This is a genomic window from Marinobacter sp. BSs20148 (assembly GCF_000283275.1).
GTDB classification, from domain to species: domain Bacteria; phylum Pseudomonadota; class Gammaproteobacteria; order Pseudomonadales; family Oleiphilaceae; genus Marinobacter; species Marinobacter psychrophilus.
In genome coordinates this window covers 629,727-656,130 of record NC_018268.1, presented here as the reverse complement: position 1 = coordinate 656,130, position 26,404 = coordinate 629,727, and the positions used below count along the sequence as shown (strand labels likewise).

Annotated in this window: 33 protein-coding genes; all 33 read right to left on the bottom strand. The window is 52.7% G+C overall.

Annotated elements, in window-relative coordinates:
- Positions 1-25: 25 nt before the first annotated feature.
- The 33 genes from MRBBS_RS02985 to rpoB all read right to left on the bottom strand — a co-directional run bounded on the left by MRBBS_RS02985 (position 26) and on the right by rpoB (position 26,242).
- A complete protein-coding gene (locus MRBBS_RS02985; protein WP_041635047.1) occupies positions 26-1,030 on the bottom strand; it encodes a DNA-directed RNA polymerase subunit alpha in 1,005 nt (334 codons plus the stop codon).
- Positions 1,031-1,065: 35 nt separating this feature from the next.
- Positions 1,066-1,686 (bottom strand): 30S ribosomal protein S4, encoded by a 621-nt coding sequence (rpsD, locus tag MRBBS_RS02980; protein ID WP_007350478.1) that lies wholly within the window; start codon positions 1,684-1,686, stop codon positions 1,066-1,068.
- A gap of 17 nt (positions 1,687-1,703) precedes the next feature.
- Positions 1,704-2,093, bottom strand: coding sequence for a 30S ribosomal protein S11 (gene rpsK / locus MRBBS_RS02975; RefSeq protein WP_007350479.1), 390 nt, complete (start codon positions 2,091-2,093; stop codon positions 1,704-1,706).
- A gap of 13 nt (positions 2,094-2,106) precedes the next feature.
- Positions 2,107-2,463 (bottom strand): 30S ribosomal protein S13, encoded by a 357-nt coding sequence (gene rpsM, locus MRBBS_RS02970; protein WP_007350480.1) that lies wholly within the window; start codon positions 2,461-2,463, stop codon positions 2,107-2,109.
- A gap of 139 nt (positions 2,464-2,602) precedes the next feature.
- Entirely contained in the window at positions 2,603-2,716 is a 114-nt protein-coding gene (gene rpmJ / locus MRBBS_RS18810; RefSeq protein WP_007350481.1) for a 50S ribosomal protein L36, read from the bottom strand.
- A 30-nt stretch (positions 2,717-2,746) separates the two neighbouring features.
- On the bottom strand, positions 2,747-4,069 hold the full coding sequence (secY, locus tag MRBBS_RS02965) for a preprotein translocase subunit SecY (RefSeq protein WP_014869934.1): 1,323 nt from the start codon (positions 4,067-4,069) through the stop codon (positions 2,747-2,749).
- Positions 4,070-4,086: 17 nt separating this feature from the next.
- Complete coding sequence (gene rplO, locus MRBBS_RS02960) at positions 4,087-4,521, bottom strand: 50S ribosomal protein L15 (protein WP_014869933.1); 435 nt, start codon at positions 4,519-4,521, stop codon at positions 4,087-4,089.
- A 1-nt stretch (position 4,522) separates the two neighbouring features.
- On the bottom strand, positions 4,523-4,711 hold the full coding sequence (rpmD, locus tag MRBBS_RS02955; RefSeq protein WP_007350484.1) for a 50S ribosomal protein L30: 189 nt from the start codon (positions 4,709-4,711) through the stop codon (positions 4,523-4,525).
- Positions 4,712-4,715: 4 nt separating this feature from the next.
- Positions 4,716-5,216: a 30S ribosomal protein S5 gene (gene rpsE / locus MRBBS_RS02950; RefSeq protein WP_007350485.1), complete on the bottom strand. Its 501-nt coding sequence runs from the start codon at positions 5,214-5,216 to the stop codon at positions 4,716-4,718.
- A 12-nt stretch (positions 5,217-5,228) separates the two neighbouring features.
- The gene (gene rplR / locus MRBBS_RS02945) at positions 5,229-5,576 is read right to left on the bottom strand and encodes a 50S ribosomal protein L18 (protein ID WP_007350486.1); all 348 of its coding nucleotides are present in this window, start codon (positions 5,574-5,576) and stop codon (positions 5,229-5,231) included.
- 9 nt (positions 5,577-5,585) lie between these two features.
- On the bottom strand, positions 5,586-6,119 hold the full coding sequence (rplF, locus tag MRBBS_RS02940; protein WP_014869931.1) for a 50S ribosomal protein L6: 534 nt from the start codon (positions 6,117-6,119) through the stop codon (positions 5,586-5,588).
- Positions 6,120-6,128: 9 nt separating this feature from the next.
- On the bottom strand, positions 6,129-6,521 hold the full coding sequence (rpsH, locus tag MRBBS_RS02935) for a 30S ribosomal protein S8 (protein WP_014869930.1): 393 nt from the start codon (positions 6,519-6,521) through the stop codon (positions 6,129-6,131).
- Between the two features lie 88 nt (positions 6,522-6,609).
- Positions 6,610-6,915 carry a 30S ribosomal protein S14 gene (gene rpsN, locus MRBBS_RS02930; RefSeq protein ID WP_014869929.1) on the bottom strand — a complete coding sequence of 102 codons (306 nt, stop codon included), beginning with the start codon at positions 6,913-6,915 and terminating at the stop codon, positions 6,610-6,612.
- A gap of 12 nt (positions 6,916-6,927) precedes the next feature.
- Positions 6,928-7,467, bottom strand: coding sequence for a 50S ribosomal protein L5 (rplE, locus tag MRBBS_RS02925; RefSeq protein WP_014869928.1), 540 nt, complete (start codon positions 7,465-7,467; stop codon positions 6,928-6,930).
- Between the two features lie 15 nt (positions 7,468-7,482).
- Positions 7,483-7,803: a 50S ribosomal protein L24 gene (gene rplX / locus MRBBS_RS02920; protein WP_014869927.1), complete on the bottom strand. Its 321-nt coding sequence runs from the start codon at positions 7,801-7,803 to the stop codon at positions 7,483-7,485.
- Positions 7,804-7,820: 17 nt separating this feature from the next.
- Positions 7,821-8,189, bottom strand: a complete 369-nt coding sequence (rplN, locus tag MRBBS_RS02915) for a 50S ribosomal protein L14 (RefSeq protein ID WP_007350492.1) — start codon at positions 8,187-8,189, stop codon at positions 7,821-7,823.
- A gap of 18 nt (positions 8,190-8,207) precedes the next feature.
- Positions 8,208-8,474, bottom strand: a complete 267-nt coding sequence (gene rpsQ / locus MRBBS_RS02910) for a 30S ribosomal protein S17 (RefSeq protein ID WP_014869926.1) — start codon at positions 8,472-8,474, stop codon at positions 8,208-8,210.
- A 1-nt stretch (position 8,475) separates the two neighbouring features.
- The gene (gene rpmC / locus MRBBS_RS02905; protein ID WP_007350494.1) at positions 8,476-8,667 is read right to left on the bottom strand and encodes a 50S ribosomal protein L29; all 192 of its coding nucleotides are present in this window, start codon (positions 8,665-8,667) and stop codon (positions 8,476-8,478) included.
- Positions 8,667-9,080: a 50S ribosomal protein L16 gene (gene rplP / locus MRBBS_RS02900; protein ID WP_014869925.1), complete on the bottom strand. Its 414-nt coding sequence runs from the start codon at positions 9,078-9,080 to the stop codon at positions 8,667-8,669. Before rplP ends, rpmC begins: the two co-directional genes overlap by 1 nt.
- A gap of 12 nt (positions 9,081-9,092) precedes the next feature.
- Entirely contained in the window at positions 9,093-9,776 is a 684-nt protein-coding gene (rpsC, locus tag MRBBS_RS02895; protein ID WP_014869924.1) for a 30S ribosomal protein S3, read from the bottom strand.
- Positions 9,777-9,787: 11 nt separating this feature from the next.
- Positions 9,788-10,120: a 50S ribosomal protein L22 gene (gene rplV / locus MRBBS_RS02890; RefSeq protein ID WP_014869923.1), complete on the bottom strand. Its 333-nt coding sequence runs from the start codon at positions 10,118-10,120 to the stop codon at positions 9,788-9,790.
- Positions 10,121-10,137: 17 nt separating this feature from the next.
- Positions 10,138-10,413 carry a 30S ribosomal protein S19 gene (gene rpsS / locus MRBBS_RS02885; RefSeq protein ID WP_007350498.1) on the bottom strand — a complete coding sequence of 92 codons (276 nt, stop codon included), beginning with the start codon at positions 10,411-10,413 and terminating at the stop codon, positions 10,138-10,140.
- A gap of 23 nt (positions 10,414-10,436) precedes the next feature.
- A complete protein-coding gene (rplB, locus tag MRBBS_RS02880; protein ID WP_014869922.1) occupies positions 10,437-11,264 on the bottom strand; it encodes a 50S ribosomal protein L2 in 828 nt (275 codons plus the stop codon).
- 17 nt (positions 11,265-11,281) lie between these two features.
- Complete coding sequence (rplW, locus tag MRBBS_RS02875; protein ID WP_007350500.1) at positions 11,282-11,575, bottom strand: 50S ribosomal protein L23; 294 nt, start codon at positions 11,573-11,575, stop codon at positions 11,282-11,284.
- Positions 11,572-12,177, bottom strand: a complete 606-nt coding sequence (rplD, locus tag MRBBS_RS02870; RefSeq protein ID WP_007350501.1) for a 50S ribosomal protein L4 — start codon at positions 12,175-12,177, stop codon at positions 11,572-11,574. The genes rplW and rplD overlap by 4 nt, the downstream gene beginning before the upstream one ends.
- 11 nt (positions 12,178-12,188) lie before the next feature.
- On the bottom strand, positions 12,189-12,827 hold the full coding sequence (gene rplC / locus MRBBS_RS02865; RefSeq protein ID WP_007350502.1) for a 50S ribosomal protein L3: 639 nt from the start codon (positions 12,825-12,827) through the stop codon (positions 12,189-12,191).
- Positions 12,828-12,902: 75 nt separating this feature from the next.
- Complete coding sequence (gene rpsJ / locus MRBBS_RS02860) at positions 12,903-13,214, bottom strand: 30S ribosomal protein S10 (protein ID WP_007350503.1); 312 nt, start codon at positions 13,212-13,214, stop codon at positions 12,903-12,905.
- A gap of 185 nt (positions 13,215-13,399) precedes the next feature.
- Positions 13,400-14,596: an elongation factor Tu gene (gene tuf / locus MRBBS_RS02855; RefSeq protein WP_014869911.1), complete on the bottom strand. Its 1,197-nt coding sequence runs from the start codon at positions 14,594-14,596 to the stop codon at positions 13,400-13,402.
- A gap of 35 nt (positions 14,597-14,631) precedes the next feature.
- Entirely contained in the window at positions 14,632-16,737 is a 2,106-nt protein-coding gene (gene fusA, locus MRBBS_RS02850; RefSeq protein WP_014869921.1) for an elongation factor G, read from the bottom strand.
- An 18-nt stretch (positions 16,738-16,755) separates the two neighbouring features.
- Positions 16,756-17,226, bottom strand: a complete 471-nt coding sequence (gene rpsG, locus MRBBS_RS02845) for a 30S ribosomal protein S7 (protein ID WP_014869920.1) — start codon at positions 17,224-17,226, stop codon at positions 16,756-16,758.
- 111 nt (positions 17,227-17,337) lie between these two features.
- Positions 17,338-17,712: a 30S ribosomal protein S12 gene (gene rpsL, locus MRBBS_RS18805; protein ID WP_083846984.1), complete on the bottom strand. Its 375-nt coding sequence runs from the start codon at positions 17,710-17,712 to the stop codon at positions 17,338-17,340.
- A 162-nt stretch (positions 17,713-17,874) separates the two neighbouring features.
- On the bottom strand, positions 17,875-22,089 hold the full coding sequence (gene rpoC / locus MRBBS_RS02840; RefSeq protein WP_014869919.1) for a DNA-directed RNA polymerase subunit beta': 4,215 nt from the start codon (positions 22,087-22,089) through the stop codon (positions 17,875-17,877).
- Between the two features lie 76 nt (positions 22,090-22,165).
- Entirely contained in the window at positions 22,166-26,242 is a 4,077-nt protein-coding gene (gene rpoB / locus MRBBS_RS02835) for a DNA-directed RNA polymerase subunit beta (protein WP_014869918.1), read from the bottom strand.
- Between the last annotated feature and the right edge of the window lie 162 nt (positions 26,243-26,404).

Genomic DNA, 26,404 nt, shown 5'->3' with positions numbered 1-26,404 from the left:
ATTCCTTAGCTTAACTAATCGGCGATTAACCGCCCAGAACCCGGTCATCACCACGAAGGCTTGCCGGCGGCCAGTTATCAAGACGCATTCCCAGAGACAAACCACGGGACGCTAGTACGTCCTTGATCTCTGTCAGCGACTTTTTACCCAGGTTAGGCGTCTTCAACAGCTCAACTTCTGTGCGCTGAATCAAATCGCCGATGTAGTAGATGTTCTCAGCCTTCAAGCAGTTGGCGGAACGTACTGTCAGCTCTAGATCATCAACCGGGCGCAGCAGAATCGGATCAATTTCTTCCTCTTCCTCCACGCGCTCTGGCTCTTTTTCATGATCAAAATCAACAAACACGGCCAATTGCTGCTGGAGAATAGTGGCGGCCCGGCGAATTGCTTCTTCCGGATCGATAGTACCATTAGTCTCCAGATCAATAACCAGCTTGTCGAGGTCGGTACGCTGCTCTACCCGTGCACTTTCCACAGAATAAGCAACGCGTCGAACCGGGCTGAACGTAGCATCCAGCTGCAGACGTCCGATGGCACGAGTTTCGTCCTCATCCAGACCGCGCTGATCAGCAGGCTCATAGCCACGACCGCGGGCAATGCTCAGACGCATGTTAACTTCACCATTTTCGCTCAGGTGACAGATAATGTGTTCTGGATTGGCGATCTCGACATCATGATCCAACTTTATATCTCCGGCTGTAACAACACCCGGACCCTTCTTGCTGAGCATAAGCTCGGCATCGTCACGGCCGTGCATTTTTACAGCGACGCCCTTAAGATTCAAAAGAATCTCTATGACGTCTTCCTGGACACCTTCAATGGCGCTGTACTCGTGCAACACACCGTCAATCTGCGCTTCAGTAACAGCGCAGCCCGGCATCGAAGACAAGAGAATACGGCGTAACGCACTGCCCAGAGTATGACCGAAACCTCTTTCAAGAGGCTCCAAGGTCACTTTGGCACGCGTGGAACCGGATTCCTTCACGTCAATGGTACGAGGTGTCAATAACTCATGTACTGAACGCTGCATAGACGCCCCTATCTGCTATCGTTGCTAACTGGGCTTTACTTAGAGTAAAGCTCGACGATGAGGTTCTCGTTGATGTCGGCCGGCAATTCAATCCGTGTTGGCACTGAACTGTAAACGCCGGACATCTTAGTGGCGTCGACATCTACCCAGCTCACCGCTGCGCGACCGGAGGCCAAGTCCAGAGCGCCTTTAACGCGCAACTGGTTTTTGGCTTTTTCACGCACGCTCACAACATCACCCGGCTTAACCTGGTAGGAAGGAATATTCACAACCTTGTCGTTGACCAGAATTGCCTTGTGAGAAACGAGCTGGCGGCACTCCGCGCGGGTTGAACCAAAACCCATGCGGTAAGCAACGTTATCAAGACGCGCTTCCAAAAGTTGCAACAGGTTTTCACCCGTTACGCCTTTCAGGCGAGCCGCCTCTTTATAATAGTTGCGGAACTGCTTTTCCAGTACGCCGTAAATACGACGAACTTTCTGTTTTTCCCGCAGCTGAACGCCGTATTCCGACAAACGACCGCGACGCGCACCGTGCATACCCGGGGGGGTTTCAAGGTTGCACTTAGTGTCGAGAGCGCGAACACCGCTTTTCAGAAAAAGATCTGTCCCTTCACGACGAGACAGTTTGCACTTCGGGCCTATGTAACGAGCCATAATTACTGTCTCCTGTGTTAGACGCGGCGCTTTTTAGGCGGGCGACATCCGTTGTGGGGAATCGGCGTCACATCTGTGATGTTGTTGATCTTGTAGCCGCACGAGTTAAGCGCACGAACTGCAGATTCACGACCAGGGCCGGGGCCCTTGACTTCAACATCCAGGTTTTTAAGGCCGTATTCAGCAGCCGCATTACCGGCTCTTTCAGCTGCTACCTGCGCAGCAAAAGGTGTACTCTTACGTGAACCGCGGAAACCAGAACCACCAGCAGTGGCCCAGGACAATACGTTGCCCTGGCGGTCCGAAATGGTCACGATAGTGTTATTGAAGGAAGCGTGAATGTGCGCGACGCCATCAACAACCGTTTTTTTCACCTTTTTACGGGTACGTGTACCTGGCTTTGCCATGTTTGCCTACCTGTTACTTACGAATAGGTTTGCGCGGACCTTTACGGGTGCGGGCGTTGGTCTTGGTGCGCTGGCCGCGGACTGGAAGCCCATGACGGTGACGCAGACCACGGTGACATCCGAGATCCTTCAAACGCTTGATGTTCATCTGTACTTCACGACGCAAATCGCCTTCGACGGAGCCTTTAATCACATCAGTACGAAGTGATTCCAGCTGTTCGTCAGTCAAGTCTTTGACTTTGACGTCCGGCTTAACGCCGGTTGCATCGCAAAGCTTTTGAGCTGTTGTTTTGCCTACACCAAAAATATAGGTGAGCGATACAACAACATGTTTGTGATCGGGTATATTGACACCGGCTATACGTGCCATCCAAATTACTCCGCGTTCAAAGCTATGCTGTGTGAATTATCCGCCACTAAAAGGGCGCAAAATAATAACGCCTGACCCAGCTTCGAGTCAAGCGCAATTATCGCACACCTTTTACAAGCAAGGATTTTTCCCGAAGGAATTAACCCTGACGTTGCTTGTGGCGAGGCTCCGAGCAAATGACCCTTACGGCGCCATTGCGACGAATTACTTTGCAGTTACGGCAAATTTTCTTTACCGAAGCGCGTACTTTCATTGTCGACTCCAGTTTTCAAGGGGAACGGATTTACCCGTTCCGACCATAGCCCTTGAGATTGGACTTCTTCATCAGCGATTCATACTGGTGAGACATCAGATGCGACTGAACCTGAGCCATAAAGTCCATCACTACGACTACAACAATCAGCAGAGACGTACCGCCCAAATAGAAGGGTACATTCCCGGCCACCATCAGGAACTGAGGGAACAGGGATACTGCTGCAATGTACATTGCTCCAAACAATGTCAAACGGGTGAGAACGCCATCAATGTACTTGGCTGTTTGCTCACCCGGACGAATGCCCGGAATAAAAGCACCTGAGCGTTTGAGGTTATCCGCGACTTCCCGTGGATTGTACATCAGAGCCGTATAGAAGAAGCAGAAAAATACCACTGCTGCCGCGAACAGAATAATATACAAGGGCTGACTGGGCGCAAGTGCCTGGGAAATATCGCTCAGCCACTCCATGCCTTCGCCCTGACCAAACCACTGACCCAGCGATGCCGGGAACAACAGAATGGACGATGCAAAGATGGGCGGAATAACACCGGCCATATTCACTTTCAAGGGCAAATGGCTAGACTGCTGGGCAAATACCCGGCCACCCTGCTGTCTCTTGGCGTAGTTAATCGTCAATCGGCGCTGACCGCGCTCCATGAACACCACAAAACCGATGACGGCAATTGCCAGAACACCGATACCAAGCACCAACAACATGCTCATCTCACCGTTACGGGCCTGCTCCAGAGTCTGGCCGATCGCACCGGGTAACCCGGCAACGATACCGGCGAAAATCAACAGTGAGATGCCGTTACCGACACCCCGCTCGGTGATCTGCTCGCCCAGCCACATCATGAAGACTGCACCACTAACAAACGATACAACTGCCACAAAGTGGAAGCTGAGAGTGTCATTGAAGGTGACGCCCTGCGACGCCAAACCGACAGAAATACCAGCACCCTGAAGCAGGGCCAGGATTACGGTACCGTAGCGCGTATATTGACTGATCTTACGACGACCCGCCTCACCTTCTTTTTTCAGCTGCTCCAGCGTCGGATTGACCGCTGTCATGAGCTGCATAATAATAGAAGCCGATATATACGGCATGATACCCAGCGCGAAGATACTCATGCGCTCAAGTGCACCACCGGAAAACATATTGAACATACTCAGGATTGTACCCTGATTCTGCTCAAACAGTGCAGCCAAGCGGTCGGGGTTTATTCCAGGCACCGGAATGTGGGCACCGATTCGGTACACAAGCAGTGCCAGAAAGACAAACCAGAGCCGCGAACGCAGCTCTGCTAGTCCTTTACCCGCGCCCGCAGGCAATGATGCTGTCTTGGCCATTTAGTCCTCGACTCGCGTTAGTCTTCTACTTTGCCGCCCGCGGCGATAATCGCCGCGCGTGCGCCTTTGGTCACTCGCAAACCCTGCACAGTCACTGCACGGTCAATTTCACCGGACAACATGACCTTTGCATCGCGAATTTCGTCGCGAATGATGTCTGCTTTTTTTAGAGCGTCAAGATCGACAACATCGCCTTCTACCTTCGCCAGTTCATTCAGGCGAATTTCAGCAACGTAACGCTGCTGACGGGACGTGAAGCCAAACTTCGGCAAACGACGTGCCAACGGCTGCTGACCGCCCTCAAAACCAGGGGCAACGCTGCCGCCGGAACGGGCTTTCAGACCCTTATGGCCACGGCCACAAGTTTTGCCGAAACCACAACCGATACCACGACCAACGCGCCTTGCGTTGGGGCGTGAACCGGGTTCTGGAGCTAGTTCGTTTAGACGCATCTTAGTTCTCCTCAACCCGAACCAGGTAGTCTACCCGGTTAGCCATACCGCGAATGGAAGGAGTATCTTCCAAAACCACGGATTGGCCAATTTTACGAAGACCCAGGCCCTTCACACAAAGCTTGTGCTTGGGCTGGCAGCCGATTGGGCTGCGGATCAGTGTAACTGTGATCGTTTTTGCGTTCGCCATGACTTCAACCCAGAATGTCTTCGACGGATTTACCGCGCTTGGCTGCAATATCTTCTGGCGCTTGCATTGCCTGAAGACCCTTGATGGTGGAACGTACCACGTTCACCGGGTTGGTAGAACCATAGCACTTAGACAGCACGTTATGGACACCAGCCACTTCCAACACAGCGCGCATGGCGCCACCAGCAATAATGCCGGTACCATCGGACGCAGGCATCATAAACACCCGCGAACCACCGTGCTGTGCCCGAACCGGGTACTGCAAAGTAGTACCGTCCAACGGTACGTCTACCATATTTTTGCGCGCAGCTTCCATGGCCTTCTGTATAGCAACCGGCACTTCACGTGCCTTACCACGACCAAAACCAACACGCCCTTTACCATCACCCACTACAGTCAATGCGGTAAAGGCAAATATACGCCCGCCTTTTACCACTTTGGCAACGCGGTTTACCTGAACCAGCTTTTCCTGGAGCTCAGGCGCCTTCTGTTCGTTCACGCTCATCTTCTCCACCTCTTAGAATTGCAAGCCAGCTTCACGGGCTGCGTCGGCCAGAGCCTGTACGCGGCCGTGATAACGGTAACCGGAGCGGTCAAAAGCAACCTGCTCAACACCCGCCGCCTTGGCACGTTCAGCAATCAGCTGACCGACTTTTTTGGCGGCATCCACGTTACCGGTTGCACCCTGGCGCAGTTCCTTATCCAACGTGGAGGCAGTGGCCAGCACTTGGCTGCCATCTGCTGTCGTAACCTGGGCGTACATATGACGCGGTGTGCGGTGAACGCACAGACGGTTTGTACCCAGCTCACGAATTTTCATGCGCACTTTACGTGCGCGACGCAATCTTTCGTTATTCGCGCTCATAGTCCCGCCTTATTTCTTCTTGGCTTCTTTGCGTCTTACCTGCTCATCCGCATAACGTACACCTTTGCCTTTATAAGGCTCGGGCGGACGGAAGGCGCGGATTTCAGCGGCGACGTGGCCAACCTGTTGCTTGTCGATACCGCGAATGATCACTTCCGTATTTGACGGAGTTTCAACGGTAATCCCCTCGGGCAGCTCGTACGCAACGGGGTGAGAAAAACCCAGCGTTAGATTGAGCTTCGTACCTTGCGCCTGAGCCCGGTAACCCACACCGATCAGCTGAAGCTTACGCTCGAAGCCTGCGGTAACGCCGGTCACCATATTATTGACCAAAGCGCGGGTTGTACCAGCAAGAGCGCGGGACTGTTTAACACCATCACGGGCTGCAAAGCGTAAGAGATTTTCTTCCTGCTTTACTTCAACCGCTTGGTGGATTGAAAACTGAAGCGCTCCTTTGGAGCCCTTTACGTTGATTTCCTGACCGTTCAGCTCCACTTCAACACCGGGAGGCAGCACGACAGGATTATTGGCAACCCTGGACATGTGATTCTCCTAGAATACGGTGCAGATGACTTCGCCACCTACGCCGGCAGCACGTGCGGCACGATCTGTCATTACGCCCTGGGACGTAGAGACAATCGCGACTCCCAAACCACCGGATACTTTCGGTAGCTTCGCAGCGCCTTTATACTGGCGCAAACTCGGACGACTAACACGGTCGATAGATTCAATAACCGGCTTGCCACCAAAGTACTTCAGAGTAATCGTCAGCTCAGGCTTGATATCAGCCGTAACCACAAAATCTGCAACGTAACCTTCGTCCTTCAGGACTTGTGCCACGGAGATTTTCATCTTCGAGGACGGCATCTTAACGTCTGTTTTCGATGCCATCTGGGCATTACGGATACGTGTGAACATATCCGCAAGCGTGTCTTGCATGCTCATTGGTATGAGACTCCTGATCTTTTTAGTTGTGCAGCGGCGTGCCGCACCGCTTACCAACAGGCTCTCGACCGCAGTCGAGAAGCCTATCTTACCAGCTTGCTTTGGTCAGACCCGGAACGTCTCCGCGCATGCCGTACTCTCGGAGTTTAATCCGTGAAAGTTCGAACTTACGCAAGACGCCGTGTGGGCGACCCGTTATCTGGCAACGATTACGAAGACGCGAAGGAGATGCATCGCGAGGAAGCTGTTGCAGCTTCATCTGTGCATTCCAGCGGTCATCATCGCTGGTATTGGGGTTCTTGATAGTTGCCTTGATCTCAGCGCGCTTCGCTGCATATTTCGCAACGGTTAGCTCGCGCTTGAGTTCACGGTTTTTCATGGAAACCTTTGCCATTACTCTCGTTCCTTATTTCTTGAACGGAAAGCCAAACGCTTTCAACAATTCACGACCTTCATCGTCGGTACCGGCAGAGGTGGTAATGGTAATATCCAGACCACGAATCTTGTCAACCCTGTCGTATTCAATCTCAGGGAAGATGATCTGCTCACGCACACCCATGCTGTAGTTACCACGGCCGTCGAACGATTTTGGGTTCAGACCGCGGAAGTCACGAATGCGGGGAACCGCAATGTGCACCAGACGATCAAAGAATTCCCACATACGCTCGCCACGCAGAGTAACCTTGCAACCAATTGGCCAACCTTCACGGACTTTAAAACCCGCAACCGATTTGCGTGCCTTGGTCACAACCACTTTCTGACCCGCAAGGCGCTCAAGATCAGCGACTGCGTTATCAATCAGCTTTTTGTCACCGATAGCTTCACCAACACCCATGTTCAGGGTGATTTTCTCAATACGCGGCACCTGCATGATGTTCTTGTAACCGAACTCCTGCTGCAGGGCGGGTATCACTTCCTTACTGTACTGCTCTTTCATGTTCAGCATCGTAACCACCACCGCTTACTGGTTATCGACAGCTTCTTTCGTCGCTTTGAAGATCCGCTGTTTTGCGCCGTCTTCCTTGATCTGGAAGCCAACACGATCGGCTTTGCCGGTCTGCGGATTAAAAATAGCCACGTTAGAAGCCTGGATAGGCGCTTCTTTTTGGACGATGCCACCAGGGGTGCTCAGCGCCGGGTTTGGTTTAGTGTGCTTCTTCATCATGTTGATGCCAGAAACAATTACCTTACCATCGTCCTGAACTTTCAGGACTTTACCACGTTTGCCTTTATCTTTCCCCGTAGTGACGATTACTTCGTCATCTCGTTTGATCTTTTTCATGTCCGGCCTCTGGTCCTTTAAAGTACTTCGGGTGCCAGTGAGATAATCTTCATGAACTTCTCATTTCGCAGCTCACGAGTAACCGGTCCGAAGATACGGGTACCTATGGGTGCGTCCTGGGCGTTCAGAAGTACGGCCGCGTTGCCATCAAAACGGATCAGAGATCCATCAGGACGACGCACACCCTTACGAGTGCGCACTACGACAGCCTTCAGTACCTGGCCTTTTTTTACTTTACCGCGGGGGATGGCTTCCTTAACGGTTACCTTGATAATGTCCCCGATTGCAGCATAACGCCTGTGTGAACCGCCCAGGACCTTGATGCACATCACCTGACGCGCACCGCTGTTATCCGCGACTTCAAGCATTGTTTGAGTCTGAATCATGGTTGTTCTCCGGGCGATTTACACCTTGGATGCATGATCAGTGACTTCCACTAAGGCCCAGCTTTTGGTCTTAGAGACCGGGCGGGTTTCCTTAATGATCACAGTGTCACCGATATTGCACTGGTTGCTCTCATCGTGAGCATGGATCTTGGTTGAACGTTTCATGTACTTACCGTACAGAGGGTGCTTTACCTGACGCTCGACCAACACCACGATGGACTTCTCCATCTTGTTGCTCACGACCTTGCCGCTCAAAGTTCTGGCAGTTTGGGTAGTTTCGGTCATGTCACTGTCCTGCCTTTTCGTTCAATACTGTTTTCACGCGAGCAATATCACGCTTCACCCCAGGGAGAAGATGAGACTGATTCAGCTGGCCTGTCGCCTTACGCATGCGCAGGTTAAACTGCTCCTTCAGGAGACCGATCAGCTCTTTGTTCAGCTCCTCGGCTGATTTTGCACGCAGCTCTGTTGCTTTCATCACATCACCGTCCTCGTTACGAAGGTGGTCTGTACCGGCAGCTTCGCAGCCGCCAGAGTGAAAGCTTCGCGTGCGATTTCTTCAGTCACACCTTCCATCTCATAGAGCATACGGCCTGGCTGAACTTCAGCCACCCAGTACTCGACAGAACCTTTACCTTTACCCATACGAACTTCCAGAGGCTTGCCAGTAATTGGCTTGTCCGGGAAGACGCGAATCCAAATCTTACCACCCCGTTTGATCTTACGGGTCATGGTACGACGTGCGGCTTCAATCTGGCGAGCAGTTATACGCCCGCGAGTCACCGCCTTCAATCCGTATTCACCGAAGCTCACCTTGTTAGCGCGGTGAGCAAGGCCGGTGTTACGACCCTTCATTACCTTGCGAAATTTGGTGCGTTTTGGTTGCAGCATAAGAGTGCCCCTTTACTTAGAACCTTTCTTCCCAGAGGCTTTCTTGTCAGCACGGACTTGTTCCATACCACCAAGAATCTCACCTTTGAAGATCCATACCTTGACGCCGATTACGCCGTAAGTGGTATGCGCTTCGTAGGTTCCGTAATCAATATCTGCACGCAATGTATGCAGCGGAACACGACCTTCGCGATACCACTCGGAACGGGCAATTTCAGCTCCCCCGAGACGACCGCCAACCTGAATCTTGATGCCCTTGGCGCCTTGGCGCATGGCGTTCTGTACCGCGCGCTTCATAGCACGACGGAACATCACACGACGCTCCAACTGACCAGCAACGTTTTGCGCTACCAAACGGGCATCCAGGTCCGGCTTGCGGACTTCTTCGATGTTGATGTGCACAGGCACACCCATCATGTCGCTAACTTCACGACGAAGACGGTCAACATCTTCACCCTTCTTCCCGATAACAATACCCGGGCGGGCGGTATGGATCGTGATACGGGCGTTCTGAGCAGGGCGCTCGATCACAATCTTACTGATAGACGCCTTTACCAGACGCTTGTCGAGGAATTCACGAACCTGAATGTCGTTCAACAGGTTTTTCGCGTAGTCCTTTTTATCGGCATACCATACTGAGTTGTGCTCTTTGATCACACCCAGGCGAAAGCCGATCGGATTTACTTTATGACCCATCTGAGCATCTCCTACTTGTCGGCGACCTTGACGGTGATATGACAGGTGCGCTTCATGATTCTGTCAGCGCGCCCCTTGGCTCGAGCTTTAATTCGCTTGAGCGTTGGGCCCTCATCCACCATAACAGTGGAGACCCGCAGATCATCTACGTCCAGACCTTCGTTATGCTCAGCGTTAGCAATTGCGGACTCAAGAGCTTTCTTGATAATCCCAGCTGCTTTCTTAGGGCTGAAAGTCAGAATATTCAGAGCGTCCTCAACAGCCTTGCCGCGAACCTGATCGGCAACAAGACGAGCTTTCTGAGCTGAGAGGCGAGCGCCCTTATACTTGGCTGCTACTTCCATTTCATTTCCCCTCACAATCAGCGTTTAGCTTTCTTGTCGGCCGAATGGCCACGGTAAGTACGCGTTGCTGCGAACTCACCTAGTTTATGACCGACCATATCTTCGGTAACATAAACCGGCACGTGTTGCTTGCCGTTGTGGACTGCGATGGTCAAGCCTACGAACTCTGGGAAAATCGTGGAACGACGCGACCAGGTCTTAATTGGTCGCTTGTCGTTCACTTCCAGAGCTGCCTCGACCTTCTTCAACAGATGCAGGTCTATAAAAGGACCTTTCTTTAAAGAACGTGGCACAGCATTTACCTCTATGTGGTCGTTTACTTGGCTGAACGACGACGTACTATCATATTATCAGTACGCTTGTTCTTACGAGTCTTATGCCCTTTGGTCGGAACACCCCATGGAGTAACTGGGTGACGCCCGCCAGAGGTACGCCCTTCACCACCACCGTGTGGGTGGTCAACTGGGTTCATAGCCACACCACGTACCGTTGGACGCTTTCCGCGCCAACGTGATGCACCCGCTTTACCAAGCCGCTTAAGACTGTGTTCGCTGTTGGACACTTCGCCCAACGTAGCACGGCAATCTACAAGCACCTTTCGCATTTCACCTGAGCGCAGGCGGATAGTCGCGTAAGCGCCTTCCCGAGCAACCAGCTGTACGGATGCGCCCGCAGAGCGAGCCAACTGTGCACCTTTACCAGGCTTGAGCTCAACGCAATGGATTACAGAACCAACCGGGATATTCCGCAGCGGCAATGTACTTCCTACCTTAATAGGCGCGTCGATTCCTGAACGCACAGGCTCACCGATCTGCATACCCTTGGGAGCGATAATGTAACGGCGCTCGCCATCGGCGTACTTGATCAGCGCGATGTGCGCCGAGCGGTTAGGATCGTATTCAATGCGCTCGATTGTCGCAAGAATACCATCTTTAATCCGCTTGAAGTCTATTATGCGGTAGTGCTGTTTATGGCCACCACCAATGTGACGGCTAGTGATACGGCCGTTATTATTACGGCCACCCGACTTGCTTTGCGATTCGACCAACGGTTCGTAAGGACGCCCTTTGTGTAAATCCGGGTTGTACAGCTTTACAACGTGACGGCGTCCGGGAGATGTTGGCTTGGTTTTGACGATCGGCATATTACGACCCCTTTACCTTATTCCACATCCAGAAAATCGATGTCCTGACCTTCAGCCAGCTTTACATAAGCCTTACGAATGTCATTACGTTTGCCGAACCCGCGAGCTGTGCGTTTAAGCTTGCCCTTACGATTCAGAACCTGAACACCTTCGACGGTGACGTTGAACAATTGTTCAACGGCTTTCTTAATCTCGGGCTTGGTGGCGTCCGGGGCGACCCGAAACACTACCTGACCGTGTTCGGCCACACGAGATGCTTTCTCCGATACGTGAGGCCCTAAAAGAACCTTATAGATACGTTCCTGATTCATCCCAGCATCTCCTCGATTTTCTTCAGAGCGGGAACAGTCACTACGATTTTCTCGTGAGCAACCAGGCTAACCGGATCCAGACCAGCAACATCACGCACATCGACGTGAGGCACGTTGCGTGAGGCCAAGTGCAGGTTCTGATCAAGGTTTTCCGACAGGATCAGCACATTACTTAAACCCATGTCAGCCAACTTGGCAGTAAAGGCCTTGGTCTTGGGGGTGTCGATTGAAAAATCGTCAACCACAATCAGGCGTTCCTGACGGACCAGCTCGGACAAAATGGAGCGCATTGCAGCGCGGTACATTTTACGGTTTACCTTTTGCTCGTAGCTGCGAGGCTTCGCTGCAAAGGTAACACCACCGGAGCGCCAAATTGGGCTGCGGATAGTACCAGCACGAGCACGACCAGTACCCTTCTGACGCCAAGGCTTCTTACCACCACCCCTGACTTCTGAACGGGTTTTCTGAGCTTTGGTACCCTGACGGCCGGCAGCCATATAGGCTACAACCACTTGGTGAACCAATGCTTCATTAAAATCTTTTGCGAAAGTAGCCTCGGAAACCGTGATTCCCTGACCGCTACCTGTAATTGTCAATTCCATCGAACCGCTCCTCAGGCTTTAACAGCAGGCTTGATGACAACATCGCCACCAGTCGCGCCGGGGACGGCACCACTAACCAGCAGAAGATTGCGCTCAGCGTCGACACGGACAATTTTCAGGTTTTGCACAGTAACCTGAGCATTACCCATCTGGCCCGCCATCTTTTTGCCTTTGAATACTTTACCCGGAGTCTGGTTTTGACCAATAGAACCCGGAGCACGGTGAGACAGTGAGTTACCGTGGGTCGCATCCTGCATGGCAAAGTTCCAGCGCTTTACGCCGCCCTGGAAACCTTTACCTTTGGATGTACCTGTGGCATCAACAGCCTGACCGTCTTCAAAGACTGACGCAGTAATTTCGCCGCCGGCAACGAGGTCTTCACCTTCGCCGTCTGCCAAACGAAATTCCCATACGCTACGGCCCGCTTCAACACCGGCTTTTGCGAAATGACCTGCTGCACTCTTGTTAACACGAGAGGAACGACGCGAACCTACCGTTATCTGAACTGCACGGTAGCCGTCGTTTTCAAGAGTTTTGAGTTGGGTGATGCGGTTAGAATCAACCTCGATCACCGTTACGGGCAACGCTTGCCCGTCTTCCGTAAATATACGGGTCATACCGGCCTTGCGACCGACAATACCAATTGCCATGTTTCACCTCTAAGTGTACGGGGCTTGCACCCTCTATGGCCTTATGACAGTTACACAGGTTAATACCAGACGGTATTAACCGAGGCTGATCTGAACGTCTACACCTGCTGCCAGGTCTAGTTTCATCAAAGCATCTACTGTCTTTTCCGTCGGCTCAACAATGTCGAGCAAACGCTTATGGGTACGAATTTCATACTGGTCGCGCGCGTCTTTGTTGACGTGCGGTGAAACCAGAATCGTGAACTTTTCTTTGCGCGTAGGCAAAGGAATAGGTCCGCGCACCTGAGCGCCGGTCCGCTTAGCGGTGTCGACAATCTCTTGCGTAGACTGGTCGATCAGGCGGTAATCGAACGCCTTCAACCGAATCCGAATCTTTTGGCTTTGCATGTTGCACCAAACTCCACTCGTAGCAGCGAACCTTTCGCTGACCTTCAAAAAAGGAGCCGCATTGTATGCATAATAAGCAACCCTGTCAACAGCAATGCTGACTGACTCGGCCGACGCATACATTGCAACTAAAATAGAAAAAGGGGCTGATCAAATCAGCCCCTTTTTCAGACCCTACGAGTAGATTACTCGAGAATCTTGGCGACAACACCGGCGCCTACAGTACGCCCGCCTTCGCGAATCGCGAAGCGCAGACCATCTTCCATGGCGATCGGAGCAATCAAAGTCACTTCCATCTTCACGTTATCACCTGGCATAACCATTTCTACGCCTTCTGGCAATTCACAAGCACCGGTTACGTCGGTTGTACGGAAGTAGAACTGTGGGCGATAGCCCTTGAAGAACGGCGTATGACGGCCGCCTTCGTTTTTGCTCAGTACATACACTTCGCACTCAAACTTGGTGTGCGGCTTCATGCTGCCTGGCTTACACAGAACCTGACCACGCTCAACGTCATCACGCTTGGTGCCGCGCAACAGTACACCAACGTTCTCGCCTGCACGACCTTCGTCCAGCAGCTTACGGAACATTTCAACGCCGGTGCAAACCGTTTTGACCGTGTCTTTGAGACCAACGATTTCTACTTCTTCACCAATCTTGACAATACCGCGCTCTATACGACCGGTTACAACTGTACCACGGCCAGAGATAGAGAATACGTCTTCAATAGGCATCAGGAACGGCAGATTAATCGCACGCTCAGGCTCAGGGATGTACGAATCCAGCGCTTCTACCAGCTTACGAACAGCGGTAGTGCCCATTTCGTTGTCATCACGACCTTCCAGAGCCATCAACGCAGAACCGGTGATGATCGGAGTGTCGTCAGCCGGGAAGTCGTACATTTCCAGCAGATCTCGAACTTCCATTTCTACCAGCTCAAGCAGCTCTTCATCGTCAACCATGTCCGCTTTGTTCAGGAACACGACGATGTAAGGAACGCCTACCTGACGTGACAGCAGGATGTGCTCGCGGGTCTGCGGCATAGGGCCGTCAGCAGCGGAACAAACCAGGATAGCACCGTCCATCTGCGCCGCACCGGTGATCATGTTTTTCACATAGTCAGCGTGGCCCGGGCAATCTACGTGTGCGTAGTGACGGTTCGGGGAATCGTACTCAACGTGAGACGTCGCAATGGTAATACCACGCGCACGCTCTTCAGGAGCATTGTCGATCTGGTCAAAGGCACTTGCGGTGCCCGTTCCCCATACATCGTGGCATACACGAGTCAGGGCAGCTGTCAGGGTGGTCTTACCATGGTCAACGTGACCAATGGTGCCCACGTTCAAGTGTGGCTTCTTACGTTCGAATTTAGATTTAGACACAGTTACACCTCTTCCTGTTACTCAAGTCTTGGGTATCAACCCTTTTTGATAATTGCTTCAGCAATGTTATTTGGCGCTTCAGCGTACCGCGAAAATTCCATCGCATAGGACGCACGACCCTGAGTAGCGGAGCGCAGATCTGTGGCATAACCGAACATTTCCGACAACGGAACTTCGCAACGCACAATCTTGCCACTCACACCGTCTTCCATGCCCTGAATCAGGCCACGACGACGGTTCAGGTCACCTACCACATCACCCATGTAATCTTCAGGTGTTACCACCTCAACCTTCATCAACGGCTCCAGCAAAGCCGGACTCGCCTCCAGTGCGCCTTTCTTCATCGCCATGGAACCCGCGATTTTGAACGCCATTTCGTTGGAGTCCACATCGTGGAAGGAACCGTCGTACAAGGTTGCCTTGATACCCAGCAGCGGGTAACCGGCCAGACAGCCGTTCTTCATCTGCTCAATGATACCCTGCTGAACCGCCGGGATGTATTCCTTGGGTACAGTACCACCAACGATTTCGTTGACGAAAATGAAGTTTTCGGCGTCTTCTATGTCCAGGGGCAGCGGCTCAATCTTGACTTTAACGTGACCGTACTGACCGCGACCGCCTGACTGGCGCACAAACTTGCCTTCTACATCCACCGACTTACGGATGCACTCGCGATAGGCCACCTGGGGCTTACCGATGTTTGCCTCAACACTGAACTCGCGACGCATGCGATCAACGATGATATCCAGGTGAAGCTCACCCATACCAGAAATGATCGTCTGACCAGACTCTTCGTCGGTACGGACCTGGAAGGACGGATCTTCTTGGGCTAGCTTACCAAGTGCAACGCCCATCTTCTCCTGATCGGCTTTCGTCTTTGGTTCAACCGCTACCGAAATAACCGGATCCGGAAACTCCATACGCTCAAGAATAATCTTGTGGTTTTCGTCGCACAACGTATCGCCAGTGGTAACGTTCTTCAGACCAATTGCAGCAGCAATATCGCCTGCAAGAACTTCCTTGATTTCTTGGCGATCCTTCGCATGCATCTGAACCATACGACCGACACGCTCTCTTTTGCCCTTCACAGAGTTGTAAACGGCGTTGCCAGACTGAAGCGTGCCAGAGTAAACCCGGAAGAACGTCAAAGTGCCAACAAAGGGATCTGTTGCAATCTTGAATGCCAGAGCGGCAAACGGTGCAGCGTCATCAGCTTTACGGGTCTCTTCGGCCCCGTTTTCGTCGACTTCACCACGAATCGCCTTAACTTCATTCGGCGCCGGCAAGAATTCAACAACAGCATCCAACACTGCTTGAACGCCCTTGTTTTTGAACGCAGAACCACAGGTCGCAACCACGATCTCGTTTGCCAAGGTGCGCATCCGAAGACCTTTCTTAATATCTTCGACGTTGAGCTCGCCTTCGTCGAGGTAGCGCATGGTTAGCTCGTCGTCCGCTTCTGCAGCCGCTTCCATCATTTTTTCGCGATACTGGGCCACTTCGTCCGCCATCTCGGCAGGAACATCGCGCTGCTCGTACGTTACGCCAGCATCGTCCGGATTCCAGTAGATCGCCTTATTACGAATCAGGTCGATTACACCTGCAAAATCTTCTTCCGCGCCAATTGGCAACTGAACCGGAATACATTTTGCACCCAGACGCTTTTCGATCTGACCAACGACGCGCAGGAAGTTAGCACCAGCCCGATCCATCTTGTTGACGAACACCATGCGCGGCACTTCATACTTATTGGCCTGACGCCACACAGTCTCGGACTGCGGCTCAACACCGGAAGAACCACAGAACACAACAACAGCGCCGTCAAGTACACGCAATGAACGCTCTACCTCGATGGTAAAGTCAACGTGTCCCGGGGTGTCGATAATATTGATGCGATGCTCAGGATACTGCTTGTCCATACCCTGCCAGAAACAGGTTGTTGCAGCAGACGTGATAGTAATACCACGCTCCTGCTCCTGCTCCATCCAATCCATGGTCGCCGCACCGTCATGGACTTCACCGATTTTGTGCGAGACACCTGTGTAGAACAGAACCCGCTCGGTAGTTGTGGTTTTGCCCGCATCAACGTGCGCAACAATACCAATGTTTCGATATCGCTTAATCGGAGTCTTACGTGCCACTGTATAAACCTCGGCTGTTTAGAAACGGAAGTGAGAAAACGCCTTGTTGGCTTCTGCCATGCGATGAACATCTTCCCGCTTCTTGACGGCGGCACCCTTACTTTCTACAGCGTCGAGGATTTCCCCGGCCAGGCGCTGCGCCATGGATTTCTCACCGCGCTTTCGTGAAAAGTCAACGAGCCAACGCATAGCCAGCGCGTGCTGACGGGAAGGCCGTACTTCAACCGGCACCTGGTAGGTAGCACCACCCACACGACGGGACTTAACCTCTACCATCGGCTGAATGTTCTCCAGGGCCTTTTCGAACATGTCGATCGGCTCTTCTTTGGATTTTTCGGCAACAATCGTAAGCGCGCCATAAACAATACGCTCTGCTACGCCTTTTTTACCGCTTTCCATCACGTGGTTGATGAATTTGGCAAGACGTGCACTGCCGAACTTGGGATCTGGGATGATATCCCGCTTTGCTGCAATTCTTCTTCTAGGCATCGATAAGCCCTTAATGTCAAAAGGTCTTCAGGAACCCCTGAGATAGCATCAGCTACTCAGCCTTACTCTCATCGTTCTAACAAGCAACGATAAAAGACACCCGATCTAAGATCAGGATTTGGGTCGTTTTGTACCGTACTTGGAGCGACCCTGCTTACGGTTCTGTACACCCTGGGTGTCCAGTGTTCCGCGAACAGTGTGATAACGCACACCTGGAAGATCTTTTACTCGACCACCCCGGATTAGCACAACACTGTGCTCCTGAAGGTTGTGACCTTCACCACCAATGTAAGAGGAAACCTCGAAGCCATTAGTAAGACGAACACGACACACTTTACGCAGTGCTGAGTTCGGCTTCTTTGGCGTTGTGGTGTATACACGAGTGCACACACCACGGCGCTGAGGACATGCCTGAAGAGCAGGAACATCGCTCTTGGCCGCCTTGCGTTTACGAGGCCTACGCACCAACTGATTAATCGTTGCCATGTAAGCAAACTCCAAAAACCGTATAAATGAAACCTACCCCCAATGAAGGGGGTAAAATTAGGGGACGCAAGTTTAAGCCCGCGCCCCCGGACAGTCAAGATGACTGTTCTCTTTTTAACCACCCAGGTGTGAGTAACTACCCCTAGGTGGCCGCCGTTTGACTCATCCTTCGCGGTTGAGTTCGGCGCTCAGTGCTTCTTCAACATCGGCCGCAGTCACGCCCTGCTGTTCCAGTTCGCGCTTGCGACGACGTGCCGCGTGATACGCCAGACCGGTACCCGCAGGTATCAGTCGACCAACCACCACGTTTTCTTTCAGGCCACGCAGGTAGTCACGCTTGCCAGTGACCGCACCTTCAGTGAGCACCCGTGTGGTTTCCTGGAACGAAGCCGCAGAAATAAACGATTCGGTTGCCAGCGACGCTTTGGTAATACCCAACAACAGACGTTCGAACCGTGCCGGCTCTTTGTCAGCGACATTCGCCGCTTCGTTGGCTTCCAGTACCCGGTTGATTTCGACAGAATCGCCGGAAATCATCTGGGTGTCGCCCGGATCGGTGATTTCAACTTTGCGCAGCATCTGACGCACAATAACTTCAATGTGCTTGTCGTTGATGACCACGCCCTGCAGACGGTAAACGTCTTGGATTTCGTTGGTAATGTACCTTGCCAACTCAACCACACCCAACAAACGCAGAATATCGTGCGGGTTCGACGGACCGTCCGAGATTACCTCGCCTTTTTCGACCGTTTCGCCTTCAAACACGTTCATCTGACGATGCTTAGGAATCAGCACTTCATAAACATCGGCGTCACGCGGAGTGATTACCAGGCGCTTCTTGCCTTTGGTTTCTTTGCCAAAAGACACGGTACCGCTGACTTCCGCAAGAATCGACGACTCTTTCGGGCGACGAGCCTCAAACAGATCGGCAACCCGCGGCAGACCACCGGTGATGTCACGGGTCTTCGAGCTTTCCTGAGGAATACGTGCAACCACGTCACCCAGCTCGATGCGCGCACTGTTCGCCATCGTCACCAACGCATTGGCAGGCAGGAAGAAAATCGCCGCGCCTCCGGTCGGCAGATCAACATCGTTGCCGGCCTCATCCAACATCTGGATAGCGGGACGAATGTCCTTACCAGCGGCCGGGCGCTCTTTCGGGTCGATAACTTCCATCGTCGACAGGCCGGTAAGATCGTCAGTCTGGGTGCGCACGGTAATACCCTGGTCCATGTTGACGAACTTGGCCGTACCTTCGGCCTCGGCGATGATCGGGTGAGTGTGTGGATCCCATTTCGCCACGACTACGCCAGCTTCAATCACGTCGCCGGTTTTCACCGACAGCACGGCACCGTAAGGCAGTTTGTACCACTCGCGCTCACGGCCCTGTTCGTCGGCAATCGCCAACGCCGAGGAGCGAGAGATAACCACCAGCGAACCGTTGCTCTTTTCCAACGACTTCAAGTTGTGCAGGCGAACAGTACCACCGTGCTTGACCTGAATATTGTCTACCGCAGAAGCCCGGCTTGCCGCACCACCAATGTGGAACGTACGCATGGTCAGCTGGGTACCCGGCTCACCAATAGACTGGGCTGCAATAACGCCAACAGCTTCACCCACGTTAACCTGATGGCCACGAGCCAGATCACGTCCGTAGCACTTGGAGCAGATACCGTGTCGGGTATTACAGGTAATCGCAGAGCGCACCCATACTTCGTCGACACCAGCGCCTTCAATCGCCTCGATGGCTTTTTCGTCCAACAAAGTACCGGCCATGATAATGGCGTTGTCTTTGTCGGTCGGAGTAAACGCATCACGTGCCGTTACCCGGCCCAGTACCCGCGCACCCAAAGGCACAACAACGTCACCGCCTTCGATGTGCGGTATCATCAACAGACCTTCGGTGGTTCCACAATCTACTTCGGTAACCACCAGATCCTGAGACACATCCACCAGGCGACGGGTCAGATAACCGGAGTTTGCGGTCTTCAGAGCGGTATCTGCCAAGCCCTTACGAGCACCGTGGGTGGAAATAAAGTACTGCAGTACGTTAAGACCTTCACGGAAGTTAGCGGTTATCGGCGTTTCGATGATCGAGCCATCTGGCTTGGCCATCAAACCACGCATGCCTGCAAGCTGACGAATCTGCGCCGCGGAACCCCGGGCGCCGGAATCGGCCATCATGTACACGGAGTTGAAAGACTCCTGCATAACCGGCTCACCGTTCTCATCCATCAACGGATTGCCATCAGGCCCCATAACCGCTTCTTTGGCCAAGCGCTCCATCATGGCCTTAGAGACCTTGTCGTTGGCGCGTGACCAGATGTCGATAACCTTGTTGTACTTTTCGCCCTGAGTCAGCAGACCGGACGCGTACTGGTTTTCAATATCTTTTACTTCCTGTGTCGCAGCATCGACCAGTTGGTACTTCTCTGGCGGAATTTCGAAGTCATTAAAGCCAATCGAAATGCCAGATACGGTGGCGTACTGATAACCGGTGTACATCAGCTGGTCAGCAAAAATAACCGTTTCTTTCAGACCCGCATCGCGGTAGCAGATGTTGATCAGGTTAGAGATTGCTTTTTTGACCATCGGCTTGTTGATCAAGCTGTAAGACAGGCCGTCAGGCACAATGTCAAACAACAGCGCGCGACCCACCGTGGTTTCCACGATGTTATAACTCTCGCTACGGCTGCCGTCTTCGGCGATCGCCACTTCCCTTACCCGGACTTTAACTGTGGCTTGCAAGTGTACTTTGCCAGCACCGTAAGCGCGGTGTACTTCTTTAACATCGGCAAACACCATGCCCTGTCCCAGCGCATTTTTGCGCTCGCGGGTCATGTAGTACAAACCCAGTACCACGTCTTGCGACGGCACAATGATAGGCTCGCCGTTTGCCGGTGACAGCACGTTATTGGTGGACATCATCAACGCCCGCGCTTCCAGCTGGGCCTCGATAGTCAACGGTACGTGTACCGCCATCTGGTCCCCGTCGAAGTCGGCGTTGTAGGCAGCACACACCAGCGGATGCAGCTGGATAGCCTTACCTTCAATCAGTACCGGTTCGAACGCCTGAATACCTAAACGGTGCAGCGTAGGCGCACGGTTCAGCATGATCGGGTGTTCCCGGATGACTTCGTCCAGAATATCCCAAACCACACCCTCTTCGCGCTCGACCATTTTCTTGGCCGCTTTGATGGTGGTGGCCAGGCCGCGATGCTCAAGTTTGGAAAAGATAAACGGCTTAAACAACTCCAGCGCCATCTTCTTCGGCAAACCGCACTGGTGCAGGCGCAGGTACGGGCCGACTACGATGACCGAACGGCCCGAGTAGTCGACTCGCTTACCCAGCAAGTTCTGACGGAAACGACCTTGCTTGCCTTTGATCATATCGGCAAGAGATTTCAGTGGACGCTTGTTAGTGCCAGTAATGGCCCGACCACGGCGTCCGTTGTCCAGCAACGCGTCAACCGCTTCCTGCAACATGCGTTTTTCGTTACGCACAATAATGTCGGGAGCGTTCAGCTCCAACAGGCGTTTCAGACGATTGTTACGGTTGATCACCCGACGGTACAGATCGTTCAGGTCAGAGGTCGCAAAGCGACCACCATCCAACGGTACCAAGGGGCGCAGATCTGGCGGAAGAACCGGCAGAACGGTCATCACCATGTCGCCCGGCTTGTTGCCGGAGAACAGAAACGCCTCAAGAATTTTCAGACGCTTGCTGAATTTCTTGATCTTGGTTTCCGAGTTGGTCTGCGGAATTTCTTCACGCAGACGATCAACTTCTTCTTGCAAGTCAATGGCTTGCAGAAGTTCTTTGATCGCCTCGGCGCCCATGCGAGCGTCGAATTCATCACCAAACTCTTCCAGAGCTTCGAAATACTGCTCGTCGTTCAGTAACTGACCGCGCTCCAGCGTGGTCATGCCTGGCTCGATCACAATGAAGGATTCGAAATACAACACCCGCTCTATATCGCGCAAAGTCATGTCCAGCATCAAACCAATGCGTGACGGCAGCGACTTAAGAAACCAGATGTGAGCTACCGGGCTGGCCAGCTCAATGTGACCCATGCGATCGCGGCGGACACTGGCCAGAGCCACTTCCACGCCACACTTTTCGCAAATAACACCGCGGTGCTTCAAGCGCTTGTACTTTCCGCACAGGCACTCATAGTCTTTGATCGGGCCAAAAATCTTGGCACAGAACAAACCGTCACGCTCTGGCTTGAACGTACGGTAGTTGATCGTTTCAGGCTTTTTCACTTCACCAAAGGACCAGGAACGGATCATGTCAGGTGATGCCAGACCAATACGGATGGCATCAAATTCCTTGCTCTGATTCTGGCTCTTCAGAAGATTCAATAAATCTTTCATCAGTAAAAGCTCCGGATGGCGTTAATCTCGGGCGGGCACCGCTGGTGCCCGCTCACGCTGCCAAAAACAATTCGGCTCAATCGGATTCCAGCTCGATGTCGATACCCAACGAGCGAATTTCTTTGACAAGAACGTTGAAGGATTCGGGCATGCCCGGTTCCATACGATGATCGCCATCAACAATGTTCTTGTACATTCTGGTCCGACCGTTTACATCATCAGACTTGACGGTAAGCATTTCCTGCAGTGTATACGCTGCACCGTAGGCTTCCAGAGCCCACACTTCCATCTCGCCAAAGCGCTGACCACCGAACTGTGCCTTACCACCCAGCGGCTGCTGGGTAACCAGACTGTACGAACCAGTGGAACGAGCGTGCATTTTATCATCGATCAAGTGGTTCAACTTGAGGATATACATATACCCTACTGTGATCGGACGATCGAAGGCATCACCGGTACGACCATCGAACAAGCGGGTCTGACCGGTTGTGCTAAGGCCGGCCAGCTCAAGCATGTGTTTGACTTCAGCTTCTTGAGCGCCGTCAAACACCGGCGTAGCCATTGGCACACCACCGCGAAGGTTGTTACACAAGTCGAGGATTTCCCGATCGTTCAAGGAATCCAGATCTACCTGTGTTACTTCGGCTGAATGGTTGTAAATCTCATCCAGCAGTTTACGAAGCTCAGCAACCTTGCGCTGCTCGTCCAGCATACGACTGATACGCTCGCCTAGACCTTTGGCTGCGGCACCCAAGTGGGTTTCCAGAACCTGCCCTACGTTCATACGCGAAGGCACACCCAGAGGGTTCAGAACGATATCAACAGTGTTGCCGAACTCGTCGTACGGCATATCTTCAATCGGCTTGACCGCCGAAATTACACCCTTGTTACCGTGACGACCCGCCATCTTGTCACCTGGCTGGATGCTGCGCTTGATAGCCAGGTACACCTTGACGATTTTCTGAACGCCTGGCGCCAGATCATCGCCCTGCTGCAACTTACCTTTCTTGTCGTCAAAACGCGCTTCGTGATCTTTCTTGCGCTCTTCCAGGCCCTGCTCGGATTTCTCCAGCAACTCATTCAAATCGTCGCCTTTCATGCGTAATTTGAACCATTCCGGACGCGGCAGATTCAACAGATAATCTGCTTCCAGCTTGCTACCTTTTTTCAGGCCTGGGCTGCTGATCACTTCCTGGCCCTCAAGGGCGTTCAGTAAGCGCTCGTAGGTGGCACCTTCAACAATGCGATACTCGTCCTTCAAATCTTTGCGGTACTTGTCCAGCTGCTGCTTTTCAATCACTTGCGCTCGCTGGTCCTTTTCGATGCCGTCACGGGTGAATACCTGAACATCGATAATCGTACCACGGGTGCCTGTCGGCACGCGGGAGGAGGTGTCTTTTACATCGGACGCCTTCTCACCGAAGATAGCTCTTAGGAGCTTTTCCTCCGGCGTCAACTGGGTTTCACCTTTCGGTGTTACCTTACCGACCAGAATATCTCCGGCGCTAACTTCCGCGCCAATATAGACAATACCGGACTCATCCAGCTTGGACAGCGCGCTCTCACCCACGTTCGGGATGTCAGCCGTAATTTCTTCGCTACCCAACTTGGTATCCCTTGCCACACAGGTCAGTTCCTGAATATGGATCGTGGTCAGGCGATCTTCCTGCACCACTTTTTCAGAGATAAGGATGGAATCCTCAAAGTTGTAACCGTTCCAGGGCATGAACGCGATACGCATGTTCTGACCCAACGCCAACTCACCAAGATCTACCGATGGACCGTCGGCAAGTATGTCACCACGAGCAATGACATCGCCCTGGCGCACAATCGAGCGCTGGTTAATACAGGTGTTCTGGTTCGAGCGGGTGTATTTGGTGAGGTTATAGATATCCACACCAGCGTCACCAGCTTCGGTCTCTTCGTTGTTTACCCGCACTACGATTCGTGCGGCGTCTACGCTTTCAATTTCGCCGCCACGACGAGCAGTTACGCACACGCCAGAATCCTGAGCCACGATACGTTCAACACCGGTGCCCACTAAAGGCACCTGTGCACGTAACGTAGGTACGGCTTGGCGCTGCATGTTCGCACCCATCAGAGCGCGGTTAGCATCATCGTGTTCGAGGAACGGAATCAGCGACGCGGCTACGGAAACAACCTGACGCGGTGACACGTCCATAAAGTTAACCGCTTCCGGTGGCATAACCGTGGTTTCGTTTTGGTGACGAACGGTCACCAACTCCTCAACCAGACGATTGCCGTCGTCCATCTCTGCACTAGCCTGGGCGATAACGTAGTTGCTTTCTTCAATAGCAGACAGATACACCAGTTCGTCGGTGACCAAGCCATCGGATACTTTCCGGTACGGGCTTTCTAAAAAGCCGTACGAGTTGGCACGGGCAAAAGTCGCCAAAGAATTGATCAGGCCGATGTTTGGGCCTTCCGGTGTCTCGATCGGACACACGCGGCCGTAATGGGTCGGGTGTACGTCGCGAACCTCAAAGCCTGCGCGCTCACGGGTCAGACCGCCTGGCCCAAGCGCAGAAATGCGGCGCTTGTGAGTCACTTCTGACAGCGGGTTGTTCTGATCCATAAACTGGGACAGCTGGCTGGAGCCAAAGAACTCCTTCACCGCCGCCGCTACTGGCTTGGCATTTATCAGATCCTGAGGCATCAGGCCTTCACTTTCTGCCAGGCTCAGACGCTCACGCACGGCGCGCTCTACACGTACCAAACCAACGCGGAACTGATTTTCGGCCATCTCGCCGACACAACGCACACGGCGGTTGCCTAGGTTATCGATGTCGTCTACTTGGCCTTGACCGTTACGGATGTCAATCAGCGTCTTCAGCACGTCGATAATATCGGCGTGGGTCAGAATGCTCTCACCGGTGCTTTCATCGCGGCGCAAACGACGGTTCAACTTCATACGACCGACTGCAGACAGGTCGTAACGCTCTTCAGAGAAGAACAAATTATTGAACAGATTTTCCGCCGACTCTTTCGTGGGCGGCTCTCCGGGGCGCATCATCCGGTAAATCTCTACCAATGCTTCCAGCGGTGTGCGGCTAGGATCGTTGCGCAAAGTGTCCGACATGAACGGACCACAATCCAGATCGTTGGTGTACAGCGTTTCAATATCCGTAACGCCGGCGTCCAGAATGGTGGTGATCAGCTCTGCGGTCAGCTCCGAATTACACTCAACCAGCATTTCCCCGGTTTTGGTGTCGATCATGTCTTTGGCCAAAACTCGGCCATACAGATATTCGGTCGGCACTTCCAGCACAGAGATATTGGCTTTTTCAAGCTGCTTAATATGGCGCGCGGTAATACGGCGGCCTTCTTCAGCAATCACATTACCGTCATTATCCTTGATATCGAAAGTTGCGATATCGCCACGAAGACGGCTTGGAACCAGTTCGAGCTTGCACGTTTCTGCGCCAATGTGGAACTTCGAAGTTTCGAAGAACATTGCCAGCATTTGCTCGGAGGTGTAACCCAACGAGCGCAGCAGGATGGTCGCCGGCAATTTGCGGCGACGATCGATGCGCACAAATACGGCATCTTTCGGGTCAAACTCAAAGTCCAACCAGGAGCCACGATAAGGAATCACCCGGGCTGAATACAACAGCTTGCCGGAGGAGTGGGTCTTACCCTTATCGTGATCAAAGAATACACCAGGTGAACGATGCAACTGGGAAACGATAACACGCTCGGTACCATTGATAACGAAGGTACCGTTTTCAGTCATCAGGGGCATTTCGCCCATGTAGACTTCCTGTTCCTTGATGTCCTTGATCGCCTTGTTGGACGATTCACGGTCATAAATAATCAGGCGAACTTTTACGCGCAAAGGCGCAGCATAGGTGACGCCCCGAAGCTGACATTCTTTGACGTCAAAAACCGGCTCACCTATACGGTAACTCACGTATTCAAGCGCGGCATTACCAGAGTAACTGGCAATCGGGAATACGGATTTGAAGGCCGCATGAAGACCGGTTTCCCGACGATCTTCAGCAGCAGATTCGCTTTGAAGGAAGTCTCGGAACGAGTCCAGCTGAATAGACAGCAAATAGGGGACTTCCATCACGGACGGCAACTTACTAAAGTCTTTGCGGATCCGCTTTTTTTCAGTGTAGGAGTAACTCATCTGCATTCCCCAGCGTTAAATCTGATACCTGATATCAAGAAGCAACCATTGTTCTGCTTCGGGGCCGAATTTGCTCGGCATATCGCGCCGTCTTGAACGTGAGCCTGATTACGGCCGAATGGCTCAAAATCGACCAAAAACCACTTTCAGACTCTATAGCAT

What these genes read in the sequence shown, in the direction of transcription:
- rpsM (WP_007350480.1), bottom strand. Translation starts at nt 2,463, where the DNA reads ATGGCACGTATAGCCGGTGTCAATATACCCGATCACAAACATGTTGTT.
- MRBBS_RS02985 (WP_041635047.1), bottom strand. Translation starts at nt 1,030, where the DNA reads ATGCAGCGTTCAGTACATGAGTTATTGACACCTCGTACCATTGACGTG.
- rplO (WP_014869933.1), bottom strand. Translation starts at nt 4,521, where the DNA reads ATGCGTCTAAACGAACTAGCTCCAGAACCCGGTTCACGCCCCAACGCA.
- rpsE (WP_007350485.1), bottom strand. Translation starts at nt 5,216, where the DNA reads ATGAGCGTGAACGAACAGAAGGCGCCTGAGCTCCAGGAAAAGCTGGTT.
- rpsN (WP_014869929.1), bottom strand. Translation starts at nt 6,915, where the DNA reads ATGGCAAAGGTTTCCATGAAAAACCGTGAACTCAAGCGCGAGCTAACC.
- rplE (WP_014869928.1), bottom strand. Translation starts at nt 7,467, where the DNA reads ATGCTGAACATGAAAGAGCAGTACAGTAAGGAAGTGATACCCGCCCTG.
- rplR (WP_007350486.1), bottom strand. Translation starts at nt 5,576, where the DNA reads ATGAGCGCGAATAACGAAAGATTGCGTCGCGCACGTAAAGTGCGCATG.
- rplF (WP_014869931.1), bottom strand. Translation starts at nt 6,119, where the DNA reads ATGTCCAGGGTTGCCAATAATCCTGTCGTGCTGCCTCCCGGTGTTGAA.
- rplW (WP_007350500.1), bottom strand. Translation starts at nt 11,575, where the DNA reads ATGAATCAGGAACGTATCTATAAGGTTCTTTTAGGGCCTCACGTATCG.
- rplD (WP_007350501.1), bottom strand. Translation starts at nt 12,177, where the DNA reads ATGGAATTGACAATTACAGGTAGCGGTCAGGGAATCACGGTTTCCGAG.
- rplC (WP_007350502.1), bottom strand. Translation starts at nt 12,827, where the DNA reads ATGGCAATTGGTATTGTCGGTCGCAAGGCCGGTATGACCCGTATATTT.
- rplB (WP_014869922.1), bottom strand. Translation starts at nt 11,264, where the DNA reads ATGCCGATCGTCAAAACCAAGCCAACATCTCCCGGACGCCGTCACGTT.
- rpmD (WP_007350484.1), bottom strand. Translation starts at nt 4,711, where the DNA reads ATGGCGAACGCAAAAACGATCACAGTTACACTGATCCGCAGCCCAATC.
- rpoB (WP_014869918.1), bottom strand. Translation starts at nt 26,242, where the DNA reads ATGAGTTACTCCTACACTGAAAAAAAGCGGATCCGCAAAGACTTTAGT.
- rpmC (WP_007350494.1), bottom strand. Translation starts at nt 8,667, where the DNA reads ATGAAAGCAACAGAGCTGCGTGCAAAATCAGCCGAGGAGCTGAACAAA.
- rplN (WP_007350492.1), bottom strand. Translation starts at nt 8,189, where the DNA reads ATGATTCAGACTCAAACAATGCTTGAAGTCGCGGATAACAGCGGTGCG.
- rpmJ (WP_007350481.1), bottom strand. Translation starts at nt 2,716, where the DNA reads ATGAAAGTACGCGCTTCGGTAAAGAAAATTTGCCGTAACTGCAAAGTA.
- rpsD (WP_007350478.1), bottom strand. Translation starts at nt 1,686, where the DNA reads ATGGCTCGTTACATAGGCCCGAAGTGCAAACTGTCTCGTCGTGAAGGG.
- rpsK (WP_007350479.1), bottom strand. Translation starts at nt 2,093, where the DNA reads ATGGCAAAGCCAGGTACACGTACCCGTAAAAAGGTGAAAAAAACGGTT.
- rplV (WP_014869923.1), bottom strand. Translation starts at nt 10,120, where the DNA reads ATGGAAGTAGCAGCCAAGTATAAGGGCGCTCGCCTCTCAGCTCAGAAA.
- rpsC (WP_014869924.1), bottom strand. Translation starts at nt 9,776, where the DNA reads ATGGGTCATAAAGTAAATCCGATCGGCTTTCGCCTGGGTGTGATCAAA.
- rpsJ (WP_007350503.1), bottom strand. Translation starts at nt 13,214, where the DNA reads ATGCAAAGCCAAAAGATTCGGATTCGGTTGAAGGCGTTCGATTACCGC.
- rpsL (WP_083846984.1), bottom strand. Translation starts at nt 17,712, where the DNA reads ATGGCAACGATTAATCAGTTGGTGCGTAGGCCTCGTAAACGCAAGGCG.
- rpsQ (WP_014869926.1), bottom strand. Translation starts at nt 8,474, where the DNA reads ATGACCGAAACTACCCAAACTGCCAGAACTTTGAGCGGCAAGGTCGTG.
- rpsH (WP_014869930.1), bottom strand. Translation starts at nt 6,521, where the DNA reads ATGAGCATGCAAGACACGCTTGCGGATATGTTCACACGTATCCGTAAT.
- rplP (WP_014869925.1), bottom strand. Translation starts at nt 9,080, where the DNA reads ATGCTGCAACCAAAACGCACCAAATTTCGCAAGGTAATGAAGGGTCGT.
- rplX (WP_014869927.1), bottom strand. Translation starts at nt 7,803, where the DNA reads ATGAAAAAGATCAAACGAGATGACGAAGTAATCGTCACTACGGGGAAA.
- secY (WP_014869934.1), bottom strand. Translation starts at nt 4,069, where the DNA reads ATGGCCAAGACAGCATCATTGCCTGCGGGCGCGGGTAAAGGACTAGCA.
- rpsG (WP_014869920.1), bottom strand. Translation starts at nt 17,226, where the DNA reads ATGCCTAGAAGAAGAATTGCAGCAAAGCGGGATATCATCCCAGATCCC.
- rpoC (WP_014869919.1), bottom strand. Translation starts at nt 22,089, where the DNA reads ATGAAAGATTTATTGAATCTTCTGAAGAGCCAGAATCAGAGCAAGGAA.